Here is an 18341-nt window from a genome sequence, read left to right as displayed (position 1 = left end):
TACCTCGTTGGATGAGGCTCCAGATTGATAACGATTTCCAAGAACGGGGGTATGCTAGTAAATGACATTGAATTTCCTATCTTCCACCCTGGAGAGGTCGACGATGAACTCACGTGCCCGCAACATCATCTTGCTGTCCGACGGCACCGGAAACAGCCGGAGCAAGCAGCAAAAGACCAACGTCTGGCACGTCTACGAGGCACTGGATATGGCCAACACGCCCGACCCGCTTACCCCACGCCAGTTGGCCTTCTACGACGACGGCATCGGCAGTTCATCCTTCAAGCTCGCTGCTTTGCTCGGCGGCACATTCGGCTGGGGTTTGGCGCGCAACGTGCGTGACTTGTATGGCTTTCTGTGCCGCACCTACCGTCCGGACGATCCGAAGTATCCGAATCGCCCGAAAGACCGCATCTACGCGTTTGGTTTCAGCCGCGGCGCATTCACGATCCGTGTGCTGGTCGGCTTGATTGTCAACCAGGGCATCGTGGAGTACAAGGGTGATGAGGCCGAACTCGATCGTCTGGTGCGAGGCGCCTATCGGGCCTACCGGCGCAGATACAAAATGTGGTACCTAGAGCCATTGCGCGACATGCGCGACGCAGGGCTCGCCGCTTGGGCGCGCCTGCGCGGCCGGACACCGTATGCAAAAGTAAAGAAGATTGGTGCCCCCGAATCCGAATGTCCGGTCGAGATCGAGTTCCTCGGTCTGTGGGACACCGTGGCTGCGTATGGCATGCCGGTCGACGAGCTCACGGATGTGTTCGACAAGTTTGTTTGGCCAATCAAGATGCCCAACCACTCCCTTGACCCCCGGGTCAAGCGGGCGGTACACGCAATGGCGCTTGACGACGAGCGCAACGCCTTCCATCCGTTGCTGTGGGATGCCCCACTACCCCAGCCCCCCGACAGCAACGGCGAGCCGCAGCCGCCCAAGGAGCGCATCAGCCAGGTGTGGTTCGCGGGCATGCACTCCGATGTCGGCGGTGGATACGCTGACCAGGGCCTGTCACATGTGACCCTCGATTGGGTAATAAAAGCCGCGCCCAAAGAATTGCGGTTCGTCAAAGACGTGCGTGTTCAGCAACACGCCTTGAGCGACGAGAACGGCCCGATGAACGACTCGCGACGGGGGCTCGCCGGCTACTACAGTTACAACCCGCGCCGCCTCGAGCAGTTGTTCGCCGCAGAGGGAGGCGCCCGGCCGAAGGCCCACGAAAGTGTGGTGCGGCGCATCAAGCGCGGTCAGGATGCCTATGCGCCGATTGTGCTGCCAGTCGAGTTCGACGTCGAGTGCTTCGACGGCACCACCCAGGACGGGGCCGACTTCCTCGGTATCGACAAAGCACAACAGCAGGACTACGCGGCCGGCCGCGAGCGGGTGTTCAATCTCGTCTGGTGCAAGCGCGTGATCTACTTCGCAACGCTCTTGGCCACGCTCGTGCTCTTGGCCCTGCCGTACCTGTCCGCCACTGACGGCGGGGCATGCACCTCGTGGGCGTGCTTCATTTCCCCGATCATCCGTGCTCTCGATCTGGTAGTGCCCGACATGTTCTCGGGCTGGACGCGCTGGTACGTGACGCATCCGGGCCACTTTATCGTGCTGGCAGGGCTGGCCTTGTTCGGCCTATGGCTGGGGGCCTTCCTGGAGTTGCGGATCGGCGATGCGATGCGCCGGGTTTGGTACTTGATCGACAAGGCCCGACCAGCCAAGTTGGCCAGGGCGCCCGCCGTCGCGCCGGTCCGCGTCGTCGAGCAAGCATTGCAAGCAGTGCAATGGCTGCGCACGCGCCCCCTTTACCAAACCGTGTTCGAGTTATTGCGCGAGCGTATCCTGCCGGCGGGGTTCCTGGTCGGGTTGCTCTATGGCGTTGCCGTACTCGGCAGCGTGGTGCCCTTTGCCATGCGGGCCGCCAGCGGTCATGTCTGCAAGGCCAGCCCGTCACTCGAGGACTTGGGTGCTGCAGTGCACACCTACGAACTCGACACGCGCAAGCTTTGTGCAGGTACCGGCCTCCGCCTCGAGGCTGGAGGCACTTATCGCCTGCTGCTCACGCTGCCGTCGGCGGCCGATGGCCAGCCGATCGGGTGGAAGGACTCACACCTCGATGCCGATCTGCGCGGTGTGCGGCCGGCACAGGTCTCGTGGGCGATGCGCCTGGCCACGCCGCTGCGGCGCGAGTTCACACATCCTTGGTTGATGCCAATGGCCCGGATCGGCAGCAGCGGCGCCGACCTGTACCCACTGGTGCCGGATCCGTCAGTGCCCGTCGACCCGGGTCTGACGGTGCTCGAGGCGCGTATCGTGGCGCGATCGAGCGGCGAGTTGTTCCTGTATGTCAACGATGCCGTTGGACCGCCAGGGCAGTACGATTTCTTTTACTCAAACAACCAGGGTACGGCGCAAGTCACGGTGACGCAGGTGGCATCCGCCTCCGCCCCGATGTGACCACCAGCGCTATGTGCCAAGCCGGTGCCAACCCCTGAGCCGGCGCGTCGCGGGTGGGCTTTTCTTCAAAGGCACCGGGGCTATCAAGCGCTTAGAACAGATCGTCCAGGTCGGCCGACAAGTCCTTGTACGATGGCCAGGCGTCGCGATAGAGGTCGTGATCGGGATGAAGGCCGAGCACGATGCCCGTGACGCAGACTGCCAGCCGCGTAACCACTCGATCCCTCCCCCATGAAACGAAGTGAAGCAGGTGCGCTTTACGAAGTAAAGCTGGGACTTTGCAGATTGATTATTATGGCGCCGGTGCCAAATTCGTGCAATCAGACGGATCAAACCACAAGGCTCGCGGCAGCAAAAGCCTTGGTGAAGCGAGGTGGCGTCCGGCCGATACCATGCGTGCCACAATGGCGCACCACGCTGACCACATTTCTTTTCAGATCACTGATGAAGCGACAGAGCAGACCTTCGTTCCATCGCCGATTGCGATCAGTGGTGTCGCCTTGAGGCGGCGCAAACGCCAGCCATTCGAGCAGCCCAAATGGCGGATTTCGGCTTGCAGGGAGGAGCGAGTCTGCACTTGCCTTGCCCGAAGTGCGGCGGCGAGATGAGAATCATCTGCTTTTTCGCCGAAGCGGTGGTGTCCGGGAACTTCTCGGCCATCTGGGCGAACCGACTTCACCGCCCGCCACCTCTACGGCCGGCGCGGGGCCGCCACTTTGAGAGATGTCGGGCAGCGAGCTACTTCTGCTCCCGACTTAGCCGCGAGAGCGGAAGCGCTAGATACCAAGGCCGCTCCCGGCCAGCTTGGTGGCCAAGACTGGGACTGTTCGCGAAACGCTCGGATCATAAAATCCGACGCTTCGGCCCATGGCGGTGGCTGCGTCGGTATCTGTGGGGCTGTCATGAATGATGGTGGCAGATAGTTGCCGTGGCCGTATGTGAGTCGGTCAGGAATCTGATTGCGGCTCACATTGCCGGGCGTGGCGCCTTTCGGCCCGCTGAGGCCCAGCGCGCCTACCCAGGGGCTGTCATCGTCGCCGAATAGATCGCTGAAGAAGTCACCGGCCGGATAGGCATACTTGAGGACGCGATCCTTGCGTGACGCGAGATTGACAAAGCTGACGCATTGCCCGGGTACAGCAGCGTACTGGCGCAACAGGCAGTCATTGTCGACAGCGGCCACAGTCAAATATACGATGCACGCGGGCTTGTCGCGGCCGGGCACGGGCTTCAGCCACTTGACCGCCCGCCCGCCCAGAGAATGCGACAGGAAGGAGATGCTGCGCGCCTGCTTAAAGCGATCGCTGCAGAGGTCGGCCAGATACTTGCCGGCCTGGACCATGTCCGATGCCTCGGCCGAATAGTTGATTGCGGGAATCCACCAATCTCCCGGCGATAGGACACCAAAGAAGAACTCGTTGTTGCGTGCCTACAGGCGCTGGTCGAGCCAGCCCAAGGCGTTGATCCGCTCCTGGCCCGTCACGTTGAAGCCATGCGTTGCCAGCAGGATGTCCTTGCCGCGGAACTTGCTGCTCAAGTCCCGCTCTTTGTCACGTGGTCTGAGGGTATCGCTGCCTGGCCTTCCGCCACCCACGCCGGCGAACCAGGGCCGGCGCGCATGTCGTGGCGCAGGCATATGTAATAGGTCATGGCTCAGCCTTTGGCCGCCTTGAGGGCTTTCACGGCGGCGCCGATCGCCGAGACCAGATCCTTGCTGACCGGGGCAAGAGGCACGGCGATCGCCCCTACCAAAAGCGCCAGGGCAAAATGCCGGTCCTGTAGATAGGCAGCGATAAAGATGAAGGGGTCGGCAATATTGTCTCCATTACTAAGGTTCGCAGCGAAGAGAAAGGCGCCGGCGAAGACGGCCAACAACACGACGAACAAGGCGCCGATATTGCGCGTAAAGCTCCGATAGCGCCGATCGGGCCCGTTCATAGGCGGCATCAATACGCGCGTCGACGATGGCATCAAAGCGTCCGAGCAAGTTAATCTGGTCGGACGTCAGGTCATGGCCCGCATTGAGGGCCGCGACGGCGTTGGCGAAGGCTTTCGGGGCGACCTGAACAGTCTTCCCAATCGCATGGGCATTGTGTGGTGACAGACCCCGCCGGATGAGGGATTTCGCGACGCCCTTCTGATCGCTCTTTTCCCACCCGTCGAGCCAGTGCGCCCCCAGGGCTTCCTCCCAACCCTGGCCTTCGCCGACCGCCTTCGTCAAAGCCGGCTCGAAGGGTGACAGCGATTGCTTGATGAAAGTGAAGCCGCTCACATCGACATTGATCCAAAAGCCTTTTGTCACGTCGACCAGGCCTTGGGCCGCGGCACCTAGTGCCGCCACCGCGCCGATGATGGTTCCGATTTGGCCAATGCTGCCGTCGCAGTATGGTCGGCAGGTCTGCCATGGTTCCCTCACTGAAGTCCCGCGCAAGAGAAAAATTAGCTTGCGTATCAACAGTCAAGGAGTGTTTGAGTCACGGTTTTTTCTACCGGCTCGGGTGCGTCCGGCGCATTCGTTGAGCATATCACTCTTGGCCATGCGCAGCACTACTTACTCTATTTCAACTCCATTTCAACTGCCTCTCCGCTCTCAACTCCCGACGGGTGCCACGGTGGCCGCAGCGGCCGCGTCGCCCGGCAATTTTTGGAGTAACCTGACGGCGGAACCCGATTGACCATGTCCCCGGACCATGCACATCGCAAATCTTTCGATTGCCGATGCTCTGCGCAGCCTCAGAACATCCGAACAAGGCTTGAGCGCAGCCGAAGCCGAGAGACGCCTGGGCGAATACGGTGCCAATCGTCTCGACGAAATCGGTCACGAGGCAGAGTGGCAGCGGTTTTTCGCCGAATTTACGCATTTCTTCGCGCTGATCCTCTGGGTCGCCGCCGGGCTGGCATTCTTCGCCGAACCGCGTAGCCCGGGCGAAGGCATGTGGCAACTCGGCGTCGCCATCGTCGCCGTCATCCTGATCAACGGTTCGTTTTCCTTCTGGCAGGAATATCGCGCCGAACGGGCAATCGCCGCCCTGCGCAAGCTGCTGCCACAGACGGTCAAGGTCATGCGCGACAGCCAGTTGTTCACGCTGCCCGCCAAAGCCCTGGTGCCCGGCGACGTGATCCTCCTTGCCGAGGGCGACAACGTCCCGGCCGATTGCCGGCTGATCGCCGGGGCTGTCCGGGTCAACATGTCGACCATCACCGGCGAAGCGCTGCCCAAGGCGCGCAGCCCGGAGAGCGTGGCAGGTGAGACGCCGCTCGATACGAAGAACCTGCTGCTAGCCGGCACCTCGCTGGTTTCCGGCGAGGGCCGCGCCATCGTCTTTGCCACCGGCATGCAAACCGAATTCGGCAGGATCGCCCACCTGACCCAGACCGCGGAAAAGACCGTTTCCCATCTGCAGATCGAAATTGCCCGCCTCTCGAAACTGGTCGCCATCTTCGCCAGCACGCTCGGCATCGTGTTTTTCGCCATCGGCACACTGATCGGCCTACCCTTCTGGGCCAACCTGATGTTCGCCATCGGCATCATCGTCGCCAATGTGCCGGAAGGCCTGCTACCGACCGTCACCCTGTCGCTGGCCATGGCGACGCAGCGCATGGCGCGGCGGAACGCGCTGGTGCGCCATCTGCCGGCGGTGGAAACGCTGGGGGCCACCACTGTCATCTGCAGCGACAAGACCGGCACCCTGACCGAGAACCGGATGAGTGTGCGCCAGGTTTTCCGCGACGGCGCGCTGCTGGACGCGCAACAACTTCCGGAAGGTTTTCCGGCGGGGCGCCTGCTACGCAATGCCGCGAATTGCCACAATCTCAAGCGCAGCCAGCGTGACGGCGGCGAGGTCTGGCTGGGCGACCCGATGGAAGCGGCGCTACGCGATTTCGCTGGACGACAGGGCGAAGGCGGCGACGCGCCACGATTAGGCGAACTGGCTTTCGACAGCGACCGCCGGCGCATGTCGGTCATCGTCGACGACAATGGCGCGCGCTGGCTGTACTGCAAGGGGGCACCGGAGGTCGTCGTGCAGTTGTGTGCGCAGGTCGAGCAGGGCGGCGGCGAGATCCCGCTCGACGAGCAGGGTCTGCAGCAGATCGCCGAAGCACAGGAGGCGATGGCCGATTCAGGGCTGCGCGTACTGGCCTTCGCGTACCGCAAGCTGGCGCTGGACGAAATCCCGGCGGAGCGGGAACTGCTCTTCTCCGGCCTGATCGGCCTCCACGACCCGCCACGGCGCGAGGTGCCCGAGGCCATGGCGCGCTGCCGCTCGGCCGGCATCAAGGTGATCATGGTGACCGGCGACCATCCGCATACCGCCCTCGCCATCGCCCGCGAAATCGGGCTGATCCGCGGTGCGCAGCCGACCCTCCTGCTCGGCGAAGCCGTGCGCAAGCTGACCCCGGCGCAACTGCAGATTGCCCTCGACAGCCCGGAAATCCTGTTCGCCCGGGTCACGGCCGAGCAGAAGATGCTGGTGGTCAATGCGCTCCGGAACAAGGGCGAAATCGTCGCCGTCACCGGTGATGGGGTGAACGATGCGGCAGCCTTGAAGAGCGCACACATCGGCATCGCCATGGGGGTTGCCGGAACCGACGTCGCCAAGGCTGCGGCCGACATGATCCTGCTCGACGACAATTTCGCCAGCATCGTCAATGCCGTCGAGGAAGGACGGGCAGTCTTCGAGAACATCCGCAAGTTCCTGACCTATATCCTCACTTCGAACATTCCCGAACTGATCCCCTATCTCGCTTACGTGCTATTCAGGATTCCGCTGCCGCTGACGATCATCCAGATCCTCGCCGTCGATCTCGGCACCGACATGCTGCCGGCGCTGGCGCTGGGCGCGGAGCGCCCCGACCCCGGCCTGATGCGCCAGCCGCCGCGTCCCGCGCATGAACGCTTACTGTCGTGGCCGCTGCTGGCGCGCGCCTACCTCGGGCTCGGCCTGCTGCAAGCCGCGGTGGCGCTCGCGGCGTTCTTCTTCGTCCTCCACCTCGGTGGCTGGCAGCATGGCGAAATCCTCGCCACCGTCGATCCGCTGTATCGGCAGGCGACCACCGCCTGCCTGGCGGCAATCGTCGTCGCCCAGATGGTCAATGTCTTTCTCTGCCGACACCCCCGCATCGCCGCGATCCATTTTCCGCTGACGCAGAACCCGCTTCTCCTGCTCGGCCTCGGCGTCGAGCTCGCGCTGATCCTGGCGATCGTCTACACGCCGCTGGGGAACGCAATCTTTGCCACCGAGGCTTTTGCGCCGGTCGCCTGGGGATTGATGGTCGTTCTCGCGTTTGCCTTCGCCGGGCTGGAGGAAACACGAAAATACCTGGTGCGTCGCTGCTTGTAACACAGCTCGCCACTGCCCCGATCAGGGGCAGGTCGCCGGATCGCTGGCGTAGGCATCGAGGCCCAGCATGCGCAGGCGGTCCAGATAACAGCCATGGCGCGGCACCCAGGCGAACACGCGGTCGTCGGCGAGCAGTCCGGGCAGGTTGGTCAGATCGATCTCGGCCACCTGCAGCGACTCGCCAGCGGTCGCCAGCAGCACGCCCTCGACCAGCAGCATGCTGCTCAGCAGATACGCAACATGGTCGCGCGAGTCGCCCGTCGCAACCATGGTTTCGTCGCTCGTCAACCCGGCGATCCGAGCGATCGCCGCGGTGATGGCCGGGCGCTGCAAGACATTGGCGCCGAAACCCGCCGGCACCATTCGCGCGACCGCCGGGGCGACGCCGCGGCTGACCGGAGGGCTGATCGCCGTCAGGGTGACCGTCCCCGGCAGCGCCAGCGCCACGCCGCCGAGCAGTTCCGCCAGCAGGGAGCGCGCCGTGGCGAGTTCGTCGCCGGTCATCGGCTGCAGTTCGCAGGACGCGGATTCGGAATTACGGATTTCCTGGCACAGCCGGCGATGCCAGGCCTTCTGGCCGAGCATGTCGCCCCAGGCGCTGCCCTCGCCGGCGATCTGCAGGCTGCCGCCGCCAATGTCGAGCACATGGCTGGTGGTCAGCCGCTCGCCTAGCAACTGACGGGCGCCGACATAGCCGTAGGCGCCCTCCTGCAACTGCGGAATGACCAGCACCGCGACTCCGCTGGCGGCGTGAATGCGGGCGAGGACGGCCGCCAGCTGTTCGGCGTCCTGCTCCAGTGCCAGGCGCCAGGCCGAGAAGCCGCCGCCGACGCGCGCGCAGTCGGCGGGAAAGCCGGCCTCGAGCGGGAGATCGTTCAACGCGGCGATGGTCGACGCAACCGTTTCCTCGAGGCCGCGCCCCGCCCACAGCGGGTCGAGGAAATCGATGCCCACTTGCGTCGTGATGGCAGTGCCGGTAGCGCCCGCCCGGATGCCGGACGAGCCCATGTCATAGGCGATGCGGCAGGATCCACCGGTTGCGGTCGACGCCGCAAGAAGAGCAAAAACCAGCGCGGCAACGGTTTGCCGACAACGACCAGCGGCACGCATCGACATCAGAGGTGCGGAAAACCCATGGCGCCAGCCAGGAGTCTGCCGCCGGCCGAGCCGCAAACGCCGACCAGAGGACAGCGTTCATGGGCATACATTTCAGCCTCGCTCTTCTTGTCAGCCTCCCCGGCAACCGCTTCGAGCTTGTCCGCCTCGCCGCTGGTCAGCGTGATCGACTTCGTGATCGCGCGGACCGCGTACGTGAAAGCCATGACCAGACATTTCTTCCTCCTTGAGTCTGCCAGGTGATCTGAAAACACTAACCCAAAGGTGCTCATTCAGAACCCTCCAGGCTCAGAAAACCTCGATCGAGGCTTGGCCCTCGACGATCTCGCCAATCACCGAGACTTGCGAAAACCCCTGTTGCAGGAAGAGCGACAGGACCTCGGTGACCGTTTCCGGCGAACACGAAACCAGCAGTCCGCCCGATGTCTGCGGATCGGTCAGCAGTGCCCTCTCCGCACCTCCGATGCCATCGGCGAGTGTCACATCGTCGCCGAAGCTTCTCCAGTTACGCTGCGAAGCGCCTCCCACGTGGCCGGCTTCGGCTAACGCCAGCGCTTGCGCAAGCAGTGGCAGCGCCGCAAAACGGATGCGGGATGCCACCCCGCCGCGCCTGCACACCCCGATCAGGTGACCGAGCAGTCCGAAACCGGAGACATCGGTGACCGCATGGACTCCATCGAGGCAAGCCAGCATCGGCCCCGGAGTATTGAGTTGGGTGACGCTGGCGATCATCTCCCCGTAGTCACCGGAGTTCAGGTTACCCCTTTCCAGCGCCGTGCTGTAAATGCCGATCCCGAGCGGCTTGCCGAGAATCAGGCGATCACCCGGCCGGGCCGCGGAATTGCGTTTGATGCGGGCTGGATCCACCAGCCCGATCACCACCAGGCCGTAGATCGGTTCGAGCGAATCGATCGTATGCCCGCCGGCGACTGGGATGCTGGCGAGCCGGCACACGGACTCGCCGCCTTCGAGGATTCTGGCGATCGCTTCGAGCGGCAGCACGTTGACCGGCATCCCCACCAGCGCCAGCGCGAACAGCGGGCTGGCGCCCATGGCGTAGATATTGGAAATCGCATTGGTCGCCGCCACCCGGCCGAAATCGAACGGATCATCGACGATAGGCGTAAGGAAGTCAGTGGTCGCGACGATCGCCTGGTGTTCACCGATCTGGAATACGGCGGCATCGTCGCCATTCTCCTTGCCGATCAGCAACTGTGGCGGGAAGATGCCCGACCTGACGGCGCCGAGGATCTTGCGCAGGATGTCCGGGGCGACCTTGGAGCCTCCGCCTCCACCTTGGGTCAGTTGGGTAAGTTTGATCTTTTCTTGCGGCACGGTGGTTCTCTGGAGTTGAAGTCGTAAGGCGAGTTTAACTCACTCGGCATCGAAACCCGCGTCCTCGATCGCCACGACCAGCACGCCACGCGAAACGATCAACGGATCGAAGGTCACCCGCGCCTCGGCGGCCTCGAGCGAGACCTCCGCCGTCGCCACCCCCTCCAGGACGGTGAGGACACCCGTGATGTTCCTGACGCAACCCTGGCAGCTCATGCCGCCGACCTTGATAACAACTGCTTCCATGTTCTAACCTTTCTTGCCCATCAACCCCTGCTGCTCAAGAAACGCGACAAACTGCTCCGGCGGCAGCGGACGGCTGAAATGATAGCCCTGAAACAGTTCGCAGCCCATGCCGCGCAAGATCTCGTATTGTTCGGCGGTCTCGACGCCCTCGGCCAGCACCTCGAGGCGCAGGCTGCGGCCCATGCTGATGATGGTCGAAGCAATGGCGTGGTCATCCGGGTCGCCCCCCAGATCCCTGACAAACGAGCGGTCGATTTTCAACTTGCCGACCGGAATGCGCTTTAGATAAGCGAGCGACGAATAGCCGGTACCGAAATCATCGATCGCCAGTTTGATCCCCATATCGTTAAGCGCCGAAAGGGTGCCGAGGTTCTGCTCGGCATCGTTCATCACGGTGCGCTCGGTCAACTCCAGTTCCAGGTAGCGCGCGTCCAGGCCCGACACCGAGAGCGCCCGGGCGACTGTGTCGACGAAACCGGCCTGACGGAACTGGATGGGCGATACATTGACCGCCACCAACAGTGGTGGCAACCCGGCATCCTGCCAGGCGCGCACCTGCCGGCACGCCTCGCGCAACACCCAGTCACCGATTGGGTTGATCAGGCCGATGTCCTCGGCGACATGGATGAACTGATCCGGCGGCACCAGCCCGACTTCCGGATTCTGCCAGCGGATCAGCGCCTCGACGCCGATGATGCCGCCGGTCTCGTGCACCAGCGGCTGATAATGCAGAACGAATTCGTGAGCACCGAGCCCGCGGCGCAGACCGCTCTCCATCAGCAGATGCTTGAGCGTCGTTACGTTCATCTCGCTCGAATAGAAGCGGAAGGCGTTGCGACCGGCTTCCTTGGCCTTGTACATCGCGGCATCGGCATTGCGCAGCAGGGCTTCGAAGTCGGTGCCATCGACAGGGTAGAGACTGACGCCCAGCGACGGGCTGATGGTCAGCTCGTGCCCACCCAGCGCGAACGGGGCCGCACAGATATCGATCAGACGGCAGGCGACTTCGGCGACGCCGGCGGCACGCACGTCGGGCAAGGCGATGATGAATTCGTCACCGCCCAGGCGGGCGAGCGTATCGACCTTGCGCAACACAGTCGACAGGCGCCGGGACACGGCACAAAGCAGTTCGTCACCGACACTGTGGCCCAGCGAGTCGTTGACCCGCTTGAAATGATCGAGATCGAGGAAGATCAGCGCCATCTCCGAACCGTCGCGTTCGGCCGCCGCCAGCAGTTGAGTGCAGCGGTCCCGCAGGAGCCGGCGGTTCGGCAGCCCGGACAGTGGATCGAAATCGGCCAGCTCGCGGGCGCGCTGTTCGGCTTCCTTCTGCGCCGAGATATCGAGGAGGGTACCAACCGATGCCGGTCGCCCTTCGTAAGTCGCCGGCGACCCGAGAATGATGGCTGGAAAGGTCGAGCCATCCTTGCGCACGCAAACGATTTCATAGGGCTTTCCGGGCTCGCCGCCAGCCCGTTGCCGCATCTGTTCCGCAACCATGGCGCGCTGCTCGGGAATGAGCAGGTCGAGCGGACCACGGCGGTCGACCAGTTCCTCTTCGCTGTAACCGAACAGTTTAGTCAGGAACGGGTTCACGTAACGGAAAAGGCTATCCTGCAACAGAAAAATCCCGACCTGGGCCGCTTCCATCGTCGACCGGAACTGGGATTCCTTTTCGTGCATGACTTCAGCTTCCCGGATCCGTTCGCTGACATCGACGACGACACCGATGGCCGCCGTAGGCCTGCCCTCCGCGTCGACCTCAAGCATCATCGAATCATGGCAATGCCGTACCCTGCCATCGGCGCCGGCCAACCGGTAATGAACGACCAGCGAGGCGCGCTGCCCCGGGCGGCTTGCTGCCACTTCGGCGATACGGGCCAGTGCGGCTTCATAATCGCCGGGCAGCATGTGCCGCCCGACCATGTCCATGCCAGCATCGCGGATTGCGTTCAACTCCAGCCCGAACAGGCTGGATGCAGCCCCCGAGATGTATTCGAAGCGGCCGCTCTGCAGGTTCAGGCGATATACGACACGCGTGATGCTCTCGAGCAGCGCTTCACAGAACGACAGTTTTTCGATTTCTTCCAGACTACCCCTTCCCGCAACTAGCGCCCACGCGGGCGCCAGCGCTTCAGCAACAGGGAATTCGAGACCACGGAAACGGAACTCATGGCCATCGCCGCGCCGGCGACCACCGGGTTGAGCCAGCCAAAGGCCGCCAGCGGAATCCCCAGTACATTATAGATAAAGGCGAAGAAGAGATTCTGCCGAATCTTGTTAAGCGTCGCGTGCGAAAGCTCGATGGCGTCGTCGACACCGCACAGGTCGCTGCGGATCAGCGTCAGGTCGGCGGCCTCGACCGCAACGTCGGACCCGGCGCCGATCGCGAAGCTGACATCGGCCGCCGCCAGCGCCGGCGCGTCATTGATGCCGTCACCGACCATCGCCACCAGCCCGCCGGCCTTCAACTCGGCAATCACGGCCGCCTTGGCGCCAGGCAGGATGCCGGCGCGGAATTCGTCGATACCGGCTTCATGGGCGATCGCCGCCGCCGTCGCCGCATTGTCGCCGGTCAGCATGACGACCCGGATGCCACGCGCACGCAGGCGCTCGACCGCCACCCGCGAGGTCGGGCGCAGCGTATCGGCAATGGCGAACAGCGCCAATGCCGTGCCATTTTCTTCGAGCACCACGACGGTCTTGCCGGCCTGCTGCAAGGTCAGGATCGCCACATCTTCAGCCATGCCGAACCAGGCCGGCGCGCCCAGACGCAGCGCGCACCCGGCGATCTCGCCGGCGACGCCATGGCCCGGTGTGGCACTGAAATTTGCCACTTTTTCCGGGTTGACCGCAACGGTCGCCGCCCGCGCCAGAACCGCCCGCGCCAGCGGGTGCTCCGACCCCTGTTCGAGCGCTGCCGCCAGACGCAGGGCACTGTCGGCGTCGGTGGCGAGCGCCACGATGTCGGTTACCTGCGGTTCGCCGCGCGTCAGCGTGCCGGTCTTGTCGAGCGCGAGCACGGCAATCTTTTCCGCACGCTCGAGCGCCTCGGCGTTCTTGACCAGGATACCGGCGCCCGCGCCCTGCCCGGTGCCGACCATGATCGCCGTCGGCGTCGCCAGGCCAAGCGCGCACGGACAGGCAATAACAAGGACGGCGACGGCATTGACCAGGGCCTCGGCAAAATTGCCGGCATACAACCACCAGCCGGCGAAGGTCAGCAGTGCGATGACGCACACAACCGGCACGAAGATTGCCGAAATCCGGTCGGCCAGGCGCTGCACCGGTGCCTTCGAGCCCTGCGCCTCGCCGACCAGGCGAATGATGCTGGCCAGCAGAGTGTGCTCACCGACGCCAGTAGCGCGGCAATGGAGAACACCCTGGCCGTTCGCTGTCGCCGCAAACACCTTGTCGCCTACTGCCTTGCCCACTGGCATGCTTTCGCCGGTCAGCATTGCTTCGTTGATGCTCGATTTGCCGTCCACCACCTCGCCATCGACCGGCACGCTCTCGCCCGGGCGGACCATGAAAACATCGCCGGGCATCAGCGCATCGACGGCAATCTCGATCCACTTGCCGTCGCGCTCGATGCGCGCGGTCTTCGGCTGCAGGCGGATCAGTGATTCGATCGCTTCCGACGTCTGGGCCTTGGCCCGCGCTTCAAGCAATTTGCCGAGCAGGACCAGCGTAATGACCGCCGCCCCGCCTTCGAAATAAACGTGCTGATCAAGCCCGAACAGCGTCACCACGGTCGAAAAACCCCAAGCCATGCTGGTGCCGAGCGCCACCAGCACATCCATGTTGGCGCCACCGCCGCGCAGCGCCTTGAAGGCGCCATCGTAGAAACGCCAGCCGATCCAGAACTGGACTGGCGTCGCCAGCGCGAACTGCAGCCAGCGCGGCAGTTCGGGATGATGATGGTCGCCGCCGAACATGAAGAACATCTGGCCGACCAGCGGCAGCGTCAGCGCGACGGCGATCCAGAAGCGGCGAATCTCGCGCTGGTAATCAGCCTGGCGGCGCGCCTTTTCGCGTGCCCGCGTGTCCTTGTCGACAACGCTGGCAGTGAATCCGGCCTTGGCTACCGCGGCAATCACCGCCGCCTCGTTGGTAGCGCCGTCGAGCCTGACGCGCGCCCGCTCGGCGGCCAGATTGACATTGGCTTCGATCCCCGCCTGCCGGTTCAGAACTTTTTCCAAACGCGCCGAACAGGCGGCGCAGGTCATGCCGGCAATGGAAAATTCGACAACACGGCTGCTGCTAACCGATGTTTCCACGGCACTTCCAGCCGCTTCGTTCATTTCACCAGCAGCACCGGGCAGTCCGCCAGATGCAGCACGCGGCTGGCGACCGACCCCATCACCAGCCCGGCGAAGCCGCTGCGACCGTGAGTACCCATGACGATCAGGTCGCACGCCAAATCATTGGCCATCCTGGCGATCACCTCGGCCGGCTGACCGACATGGATGTGGGTCGTGTGGACGCGGCCGGCGGCATCGAGCCGCTGCTCCGCGCCGAGCAGGTGCTCAGAGCTCTCCTCCATGTAGTGGCTGTGCAGGGTTTCCTTGCCGACGTGGGCCAGCGCGTGACCGATCGGGATCGGCGGCTGTACGTGCAGCAGATGAACCTCAGGCACCTCCCGAAACCAGGCGGCATGCGCGAGAAGATGGCCAACCGCGCGCAGCGAGCAGTCGGAGCCGTCAACCGGCAGCAGGATTTTCATGGTCATCGCTATCTCCTAGATCCAGTGCAACAGGCGTGTCAGGCCGATCAGTCCGTAGATGCCGAAGCCCAGCACCAGCAGGCCCGAGGCCATGCGGACCAGCGGGCGACGGACGAATTCATTGACCCTTGCCAACAGGATGCCCGCCAGCAGCAGATTTGGCAATGTTCCCAGCCCGAATGCCAGCATCAGCAGCGCCCCGCGCCCCGGTGACCCGGCGCCGAGGGCCGTGGTCAGCGCGCTATAGACCAGCCCGCAGGGTAACCAGCCCCAGAGGACACCAAGCGGGAAAGCCTGGGCGACCGTCTTCGCCGGCACGAAGCGGCGGGTCAACGGTTGTATGTGACGCCACAGGTGCTGGCCGGCACGCTCGGTAAAGGCCAGCGCCCGAGTCACGCCGAGCAGGTAGAGTCCGAGCGCGACGAGCATCAGGTTGGCCAGCAGATAGAGCGCCAGGCGCACCGGCGCCGGTCCGTCCAGCGCCAGGCTGGCGGCGCCGAGCGCGCCGGCAAGGGCGCCAGCAACGCCATAAGACAGGATGCGTCCGGCGTTGTAGGCGAGGTGCATCGACCAGCGCGCGGGCGCGCCGAGCGAAAGCGCCCCGACGATGCCGCCGCACATGCCGACACAGTGGGTACCGCCGAGCAGGCCGACGAGGAACAGCGCCAGGTAACCGGAATCAGGCATCTCGAAGGACTGGGGCAGCGCAGGAAGTCACGGCGCAAGGATACCTTACTCCCGCGTCCTTCCCGAATCGCCGCGCCTCAGATCACCTTTGAGTAGCGGGTCCGCTGGCGATCGGCGCGCAGGTAGCGGTCGAACGCCATGGCGATGATCCTGACCAGCAGGCGCCCTGGCGGAAGGACGGTTATCCAGTCACGTTCGACCTCGAGCAGGCCGGCACGCTCCATCTCCTTGAGATCGTCGAGTTCGGCGGCGAAATACTGGTGGAAATCGATCAGGTGCGCGCTTTCGATCGATTCGATGGACAGCTCGAAGTGACACATCAGCGCCTGGATGATCGAACGCCTGAGAATGTCGTCGGCATTCAGTTCAATACCGCGGAACACCGGCAACATCCTGGCATCGAGACGATCGTAGTACTCATCGAGGGTCTTGACGTTCTGGCTGTAGGTCGGCCCCACCTTGCTGATCGACGAAATACCGAAGGACAGCATGTCGCAGTCAGCATAGGTCGAATAGCCCTGGAAATTGCGGTGCAGGCGCCCCTGGCGCTGGGCGACGGCGAGCTCATCGTCGGGCTTGGCGAAGTGGTCCATGCCGATGAAGACATATCCGGCTTCGGTCAGTTTCTTGATCGCCAGCGCGAGGATCTGCAGCTTGGTATCGGCCGACGGCAAGTCGGGTTCGGCGATCCGCCGCTGCGGCTTGAACATGCTGGGCAGATGCGCGTAGTTGTAGATCGACAGGCGCTCGGGGTCCATCGCCAGCACACGCTCCAGCGTCCGGTTGAAACCCATGACGGTCTGTTGCGGCAACCCGTAGATAAGATCGACCGACACCGACTTGAAGCCGTTGGCGCGTGCCGCCTCGATCACGGTGGCAGTCTCTTCCTCACTCTGGACGCGGTTGACCGCAACCTGCACACGCTCGTCGAAATCCTGGACGCCGACGCTCATCCGGTTGAAGCCGAGTTCGCCGAGCAGGGCAACCGTGGCGTAATCGACCTTGCGCGGATCAACTTCGATCGAATATTCGCCACCATCAAGCAGCTTGAAGTGCCTGCGCGTCTCGCCCATCAACTGGCGCATTTCATCGTGCGACAGGAAGGTCGGCGTACCACCGCCCCAGTGCAACTGGATGACCTCGTGTTCGCCATCGCGCCCTTCCAGGCTCTCGCTCTGCAGTGCAAGCTCCTTCCCGAGATATTTCAGGTACTTGGCGCTACGCCCGTGATCCTTGGTGATGATCTTGTTGCAGGCACAGTAGTAGCAGATGGTGTTGCAGAACGGGATGTGGAAGTATAATGAGAGTGGACGACCGATACCGCCGATGGTGCGTTTGCCGAGCCACAGCCTGGCCGCATCGGAATCGAAAGCTTCGACGAAACGATCCGCGGTCGGATAGGACGTGTAGCGCGGGCCGTTCACATCGAAACGGCGAATGATCTGGGGATCGAAGACGAGGTTTTCAGTTGCGAAATTCATTGAACAAGCCGGCAAGGACTGGACTGATTATGCCCGGATTCCGGGCCATCCCGGTTGACGTGGATCAAGCTTGGACAGGTTGCTGATGTCCCCACAATCCGCCGGCAAGCCCATCTCTCTGGCGATCATCAAGACCGCCTGCTCGAACTGCAATCTGCGCGAACTGTGTCTGCCCCTCGGCCTGACCGACGAAGAACTGCACCGTCTTGACGACCTCGTGTCGAATCGTCGCCGCCTGAAGCGTGGCGACCGCCTCTACAGCTTCGGCGCCCCGTTCGACGCCATCTATGCGATCCGCAGCGGCTTCTTCAAGACCGATGTCTTGCTCGAAGATGGCCGTGAACAGGTAACCGGCTTTCAGATGGCTGGCGAGTTGCTTGGCCTCGACGGCATCAGCAGCGAACATCACACCTGCAACGCGGTCGCCCTCGAGGACAGCGAGATCTGCGCCATTCCGTTCTCGCGACTGGAAGGACTTTCGCGCGAAATCCACACCCTGCAGCATCATTTCCACAAGGTGATGAGCCGCGAAATCGTCCGCGACCATGGCGTCATGATGCTGCTCGGCACCATGCGCGCCGAAGAACGCCTCGCCGCCTTCCTGCTCAACCTGTCGCAGCGCTTCACGGCGCGCGGCTTCTCGCATGCCGAGTTCTACCTGCGCATGACGCGCGAGGAAATCGGCAGCTATCTCGGTCTCAAGCTTGAAACCGTCTCACGAACCTTTTCACGCTTCCAGGAAGACGGCCACATCGCCGTCCAGCAGAAGCATGTCCGGATCCTCGATGTCGCCGGACTCAAGGCGCTGATGAATCGCCGGGGCTGACGGTTGCGTTGCGAACGGCTATAGATAGCCGTCTCTCTGTACCCCTGAAACAAAAATGAGAAGGCCCGGCAGGTTTCCCTGCCGGGCCGGATTCGGTCGTCACCCGAAGGTGACACCTTATTGTAGCAACGGC

At 63.4% G+C, this 18341-nt stretch carries 15 protein-coding genes and 1 pseudogene; 3 read left to right on the top strand and 13 right to left on the bottom strand.

Annotated elements, in window-relative coordinates; all coding sequences use genetic code 11:
• The first annotated feature begins 103 nt into the window (after positions 1 to 103).
• Positions 104 to 2449: a DUF2235 domain-containing protein gene (locus IPP03_19110; GenBank protein ID MBL0354659.1), complete on the top strand. Its 2346-nt coding sequence runs from the start codon at positions 104 to 106 to the stop codon at positions 2447 to 2449.
• A 691-nt stretch (positions 2450 to 3140) separates the two neighbouring features.
• Here IPP03_19110 and IPP03_19105 read toward each other — a convergent pair.
• The 3 genes from IPP03_19105 to IPP03_19095 all read right to left on the bottom strand — a co-directional run bounded on the left by IPP03_19105 (position 3141) and on the right by IPP03_19095 (position 4904).
• Positions 3141 to 3791, bottom strand: a complete 651-nt coding sequence (locus IPP03_19105) for a hypothetical protein (GenBank protein ID MBL0354658.1) — start codon at positions 3789 to 3791, stop codon at positions 3141 to 3143.
• Positions 3792 to 4102: 311 nt separating this feature from the next.
• Positions 4103 to 4321, bottom strand: a complete 219-nt coding sequence (locus tag IPP03_19100) for a hypothetical protein (protein MBL0354657.1) — start codon at positions 4319 to 4321, stop codon at positions 4103 to 4105.
• Positions 4278 to 4904 carry a hypothetical protein gene (locus IPP03_19095; protein MBL0354656.1) on the bottom strand — a complete coding sequence of 209 codons (627 nt, stop codon included), beginning with the start codon at positions 4902 to 4904 and terminating at the stop codon, positions 4278 to 4280. The genes IPP03_19100 and IPP03_19095 overlap by 44 nt, the downstream gene beginning before the upstream one ends.
• Before the next feature lie 235 nt (positions 4905 to 5139).
• On the opposite strand from IPP03_19095, the gene IPP03_19090 reads away from it, so the two are divergent.
• The gene (locus tag IPP03_19090; protein MBL0354655.1) at positions 5140 to 7791 is read left to right on the top strand and encodes a cation-transporting P-type ATPase; all 2652 of its coding nucleotides are present in this window, start codon (positions 5140 to 5142) and stop codon (positions 7789 to 7791) included.
• 21 nt (positions 7792 to 7812) lie between these two features.
• Here the strand turns inward: IPP03_19090 and IPP03_19085 are convergent, their stop codons facing one another.
• The 10 genes and pseudogenes from IPP03_19085 to hemN form a co-directional block, all read right to left on the bottom strand.
• On the bottom strand, positions 7813 to 8901 hold the full coding sequence (locus IPP03_19085) for a hypothetical protein (GenBank protein ID MBL0354654.1): 1089 nt from the start codon (positions 8899 to 8901) through the stop codon (positions 7813 to 7815).
• Between the two features lie 5 nt (positions 8902 to 8906).
• Positions 8907 to 9113 carry a hypothetical protein gene (locus IPP03_19080; GenBank protein MBL0354653.1) on the bottom strand — a complete coding sequence of 69 codons (207 nt, stop codon included), beginning with the start codon at positions 9111 to 9113 and terminating at the stop codon, positions 8907 to 8909.
• A gap of 82 nt (positions 9114 to 9195) precedes the next feature.
• Positions 9196 to 10242, bottom strand: coding sequence for a selenide, water dikinase SelD (selD, locus tag IPP03_19075; protein MBL0354652.1), 1047 nt, complete (start codon positions 10240 to 10242; stop codon positions 9196 to 9198).
• Positions 10243 to 10281: 39 nt separating this feature from the next.
• Positions 10282 to 10488 (bottom strand): heavy-metal-associated domain-containing protein, encoded by a 207-nt coding sequence (locus IPP03_19070; protein ID MBL0354651.1) that lies wholly within the window; start codon positions 10486 to 10488, stop codon positions 10282 to 10284.
• A gap of 3 nt (positions 10489 to 10491) precedes the next feature.
• Positions 10492 to 12171 carry an EAL domain-containing protein gene (locus IPP03_19065; protein MBL0354650.1) on the bottom strand — a complete coding sequence of 560 codons (1680 nt, stop codon included), beginning with the start codon at positions 12169 to 12171 and terminating at the stop codon, positions 10492 to 10494.
• A 15-nt stretch (positions 12172 to 12186) separates the two neighbouring features.
• Positions 12187 to 12618 (bottom strand): annotated as a pseudogene (locus IPP03_19060) (PAS domain-containing protein).
• Positions 12597 to 14792, bottom strand: a complete 2196-nt coding sequence (gene cadA / locus IPP03_19055) for a cadmium-translocating P-type ATPase (GenBank protein ID MBL0354649.1) — start codon at positions 14790 to 14792, stop codon at positions 12597 to 12599. The pseudogene IPP03_19060 and the gene cadA overlap by 22 nt, the downstream one beginning before the upstream one ends.
• Complete coding sequence (locus IPP03_19050; GenBank protein ID MBL0354648.1) at positions 14789 to 15214, bottom strand: universal stress protein; 426 nt, start codon at positions 15212 to 15214, stop codon at positions 14789 to 14791. Before IPP03_19050 ends, cadA begins: the two co-directional genes overlap by 4 nt.
• A gap of 15 nt (positions 15215 to 15229) precedes the next feature.
• Positions 15230 to 15901, bottom strand: a complete 672-nt coding sequence (locus tag IPP03_19045; protein MBL0354647.1) for a sulfite exporter TauE/SafE family protein — start codon at positions 15899 to 15901, stop codon at positions 15230 to 15232.
• 77 nt (positions 15902 to 15978) lie between these two features.
• Positions 15979 to 17382 (bottom strand): oxygen-independent coproporphyrinogen III oxidase, encoded by a 1404-nt coding sequence (gene hemN, locus IPP03_19040; GenBank protein ID MBL0354646.1) that lies wholly within the window; start codon positions 17380 to 17382, stop codon positions 15979 to 15981.
• Between the two features lie 85 nt (positions 17383 to 17467).
• Here hemN and fnr point away from each other — a divergent pair, with 85 nt between their 5' ends.
• Positions 17468 to 18208: a fumarate/nitrate reduction transcriptional regulator Fnr gene (gene fnr, locus IPP03_19035; GenBank protein MBL0354645.1), complete on the top strand. Its 741-nt coding sequence runs from the start codon at positions 17468 to 17470 to the stop codon at positions 18206 to 18208.
• The last annotated feature ends 133 nt before the right edge of the window (positions 18209 to 18341 follow it).

It is taken from the genome of Candidatus Dechloromonas phosphoritropha (genome assembly GCA_016722705.1).
Classification (GTDB): Bacteria; Pseudomonadota; Gammaproteobacteria; order Burkholderiales; family Rhodocyclaceae; genus Azonexus; species Azonexus phosphoritrophus.
The sequence above is the reverse complement of the archived record's forward strand: the minus strand, read 5'-3'. Positions and strand labels throughout refer to the sequence as shown.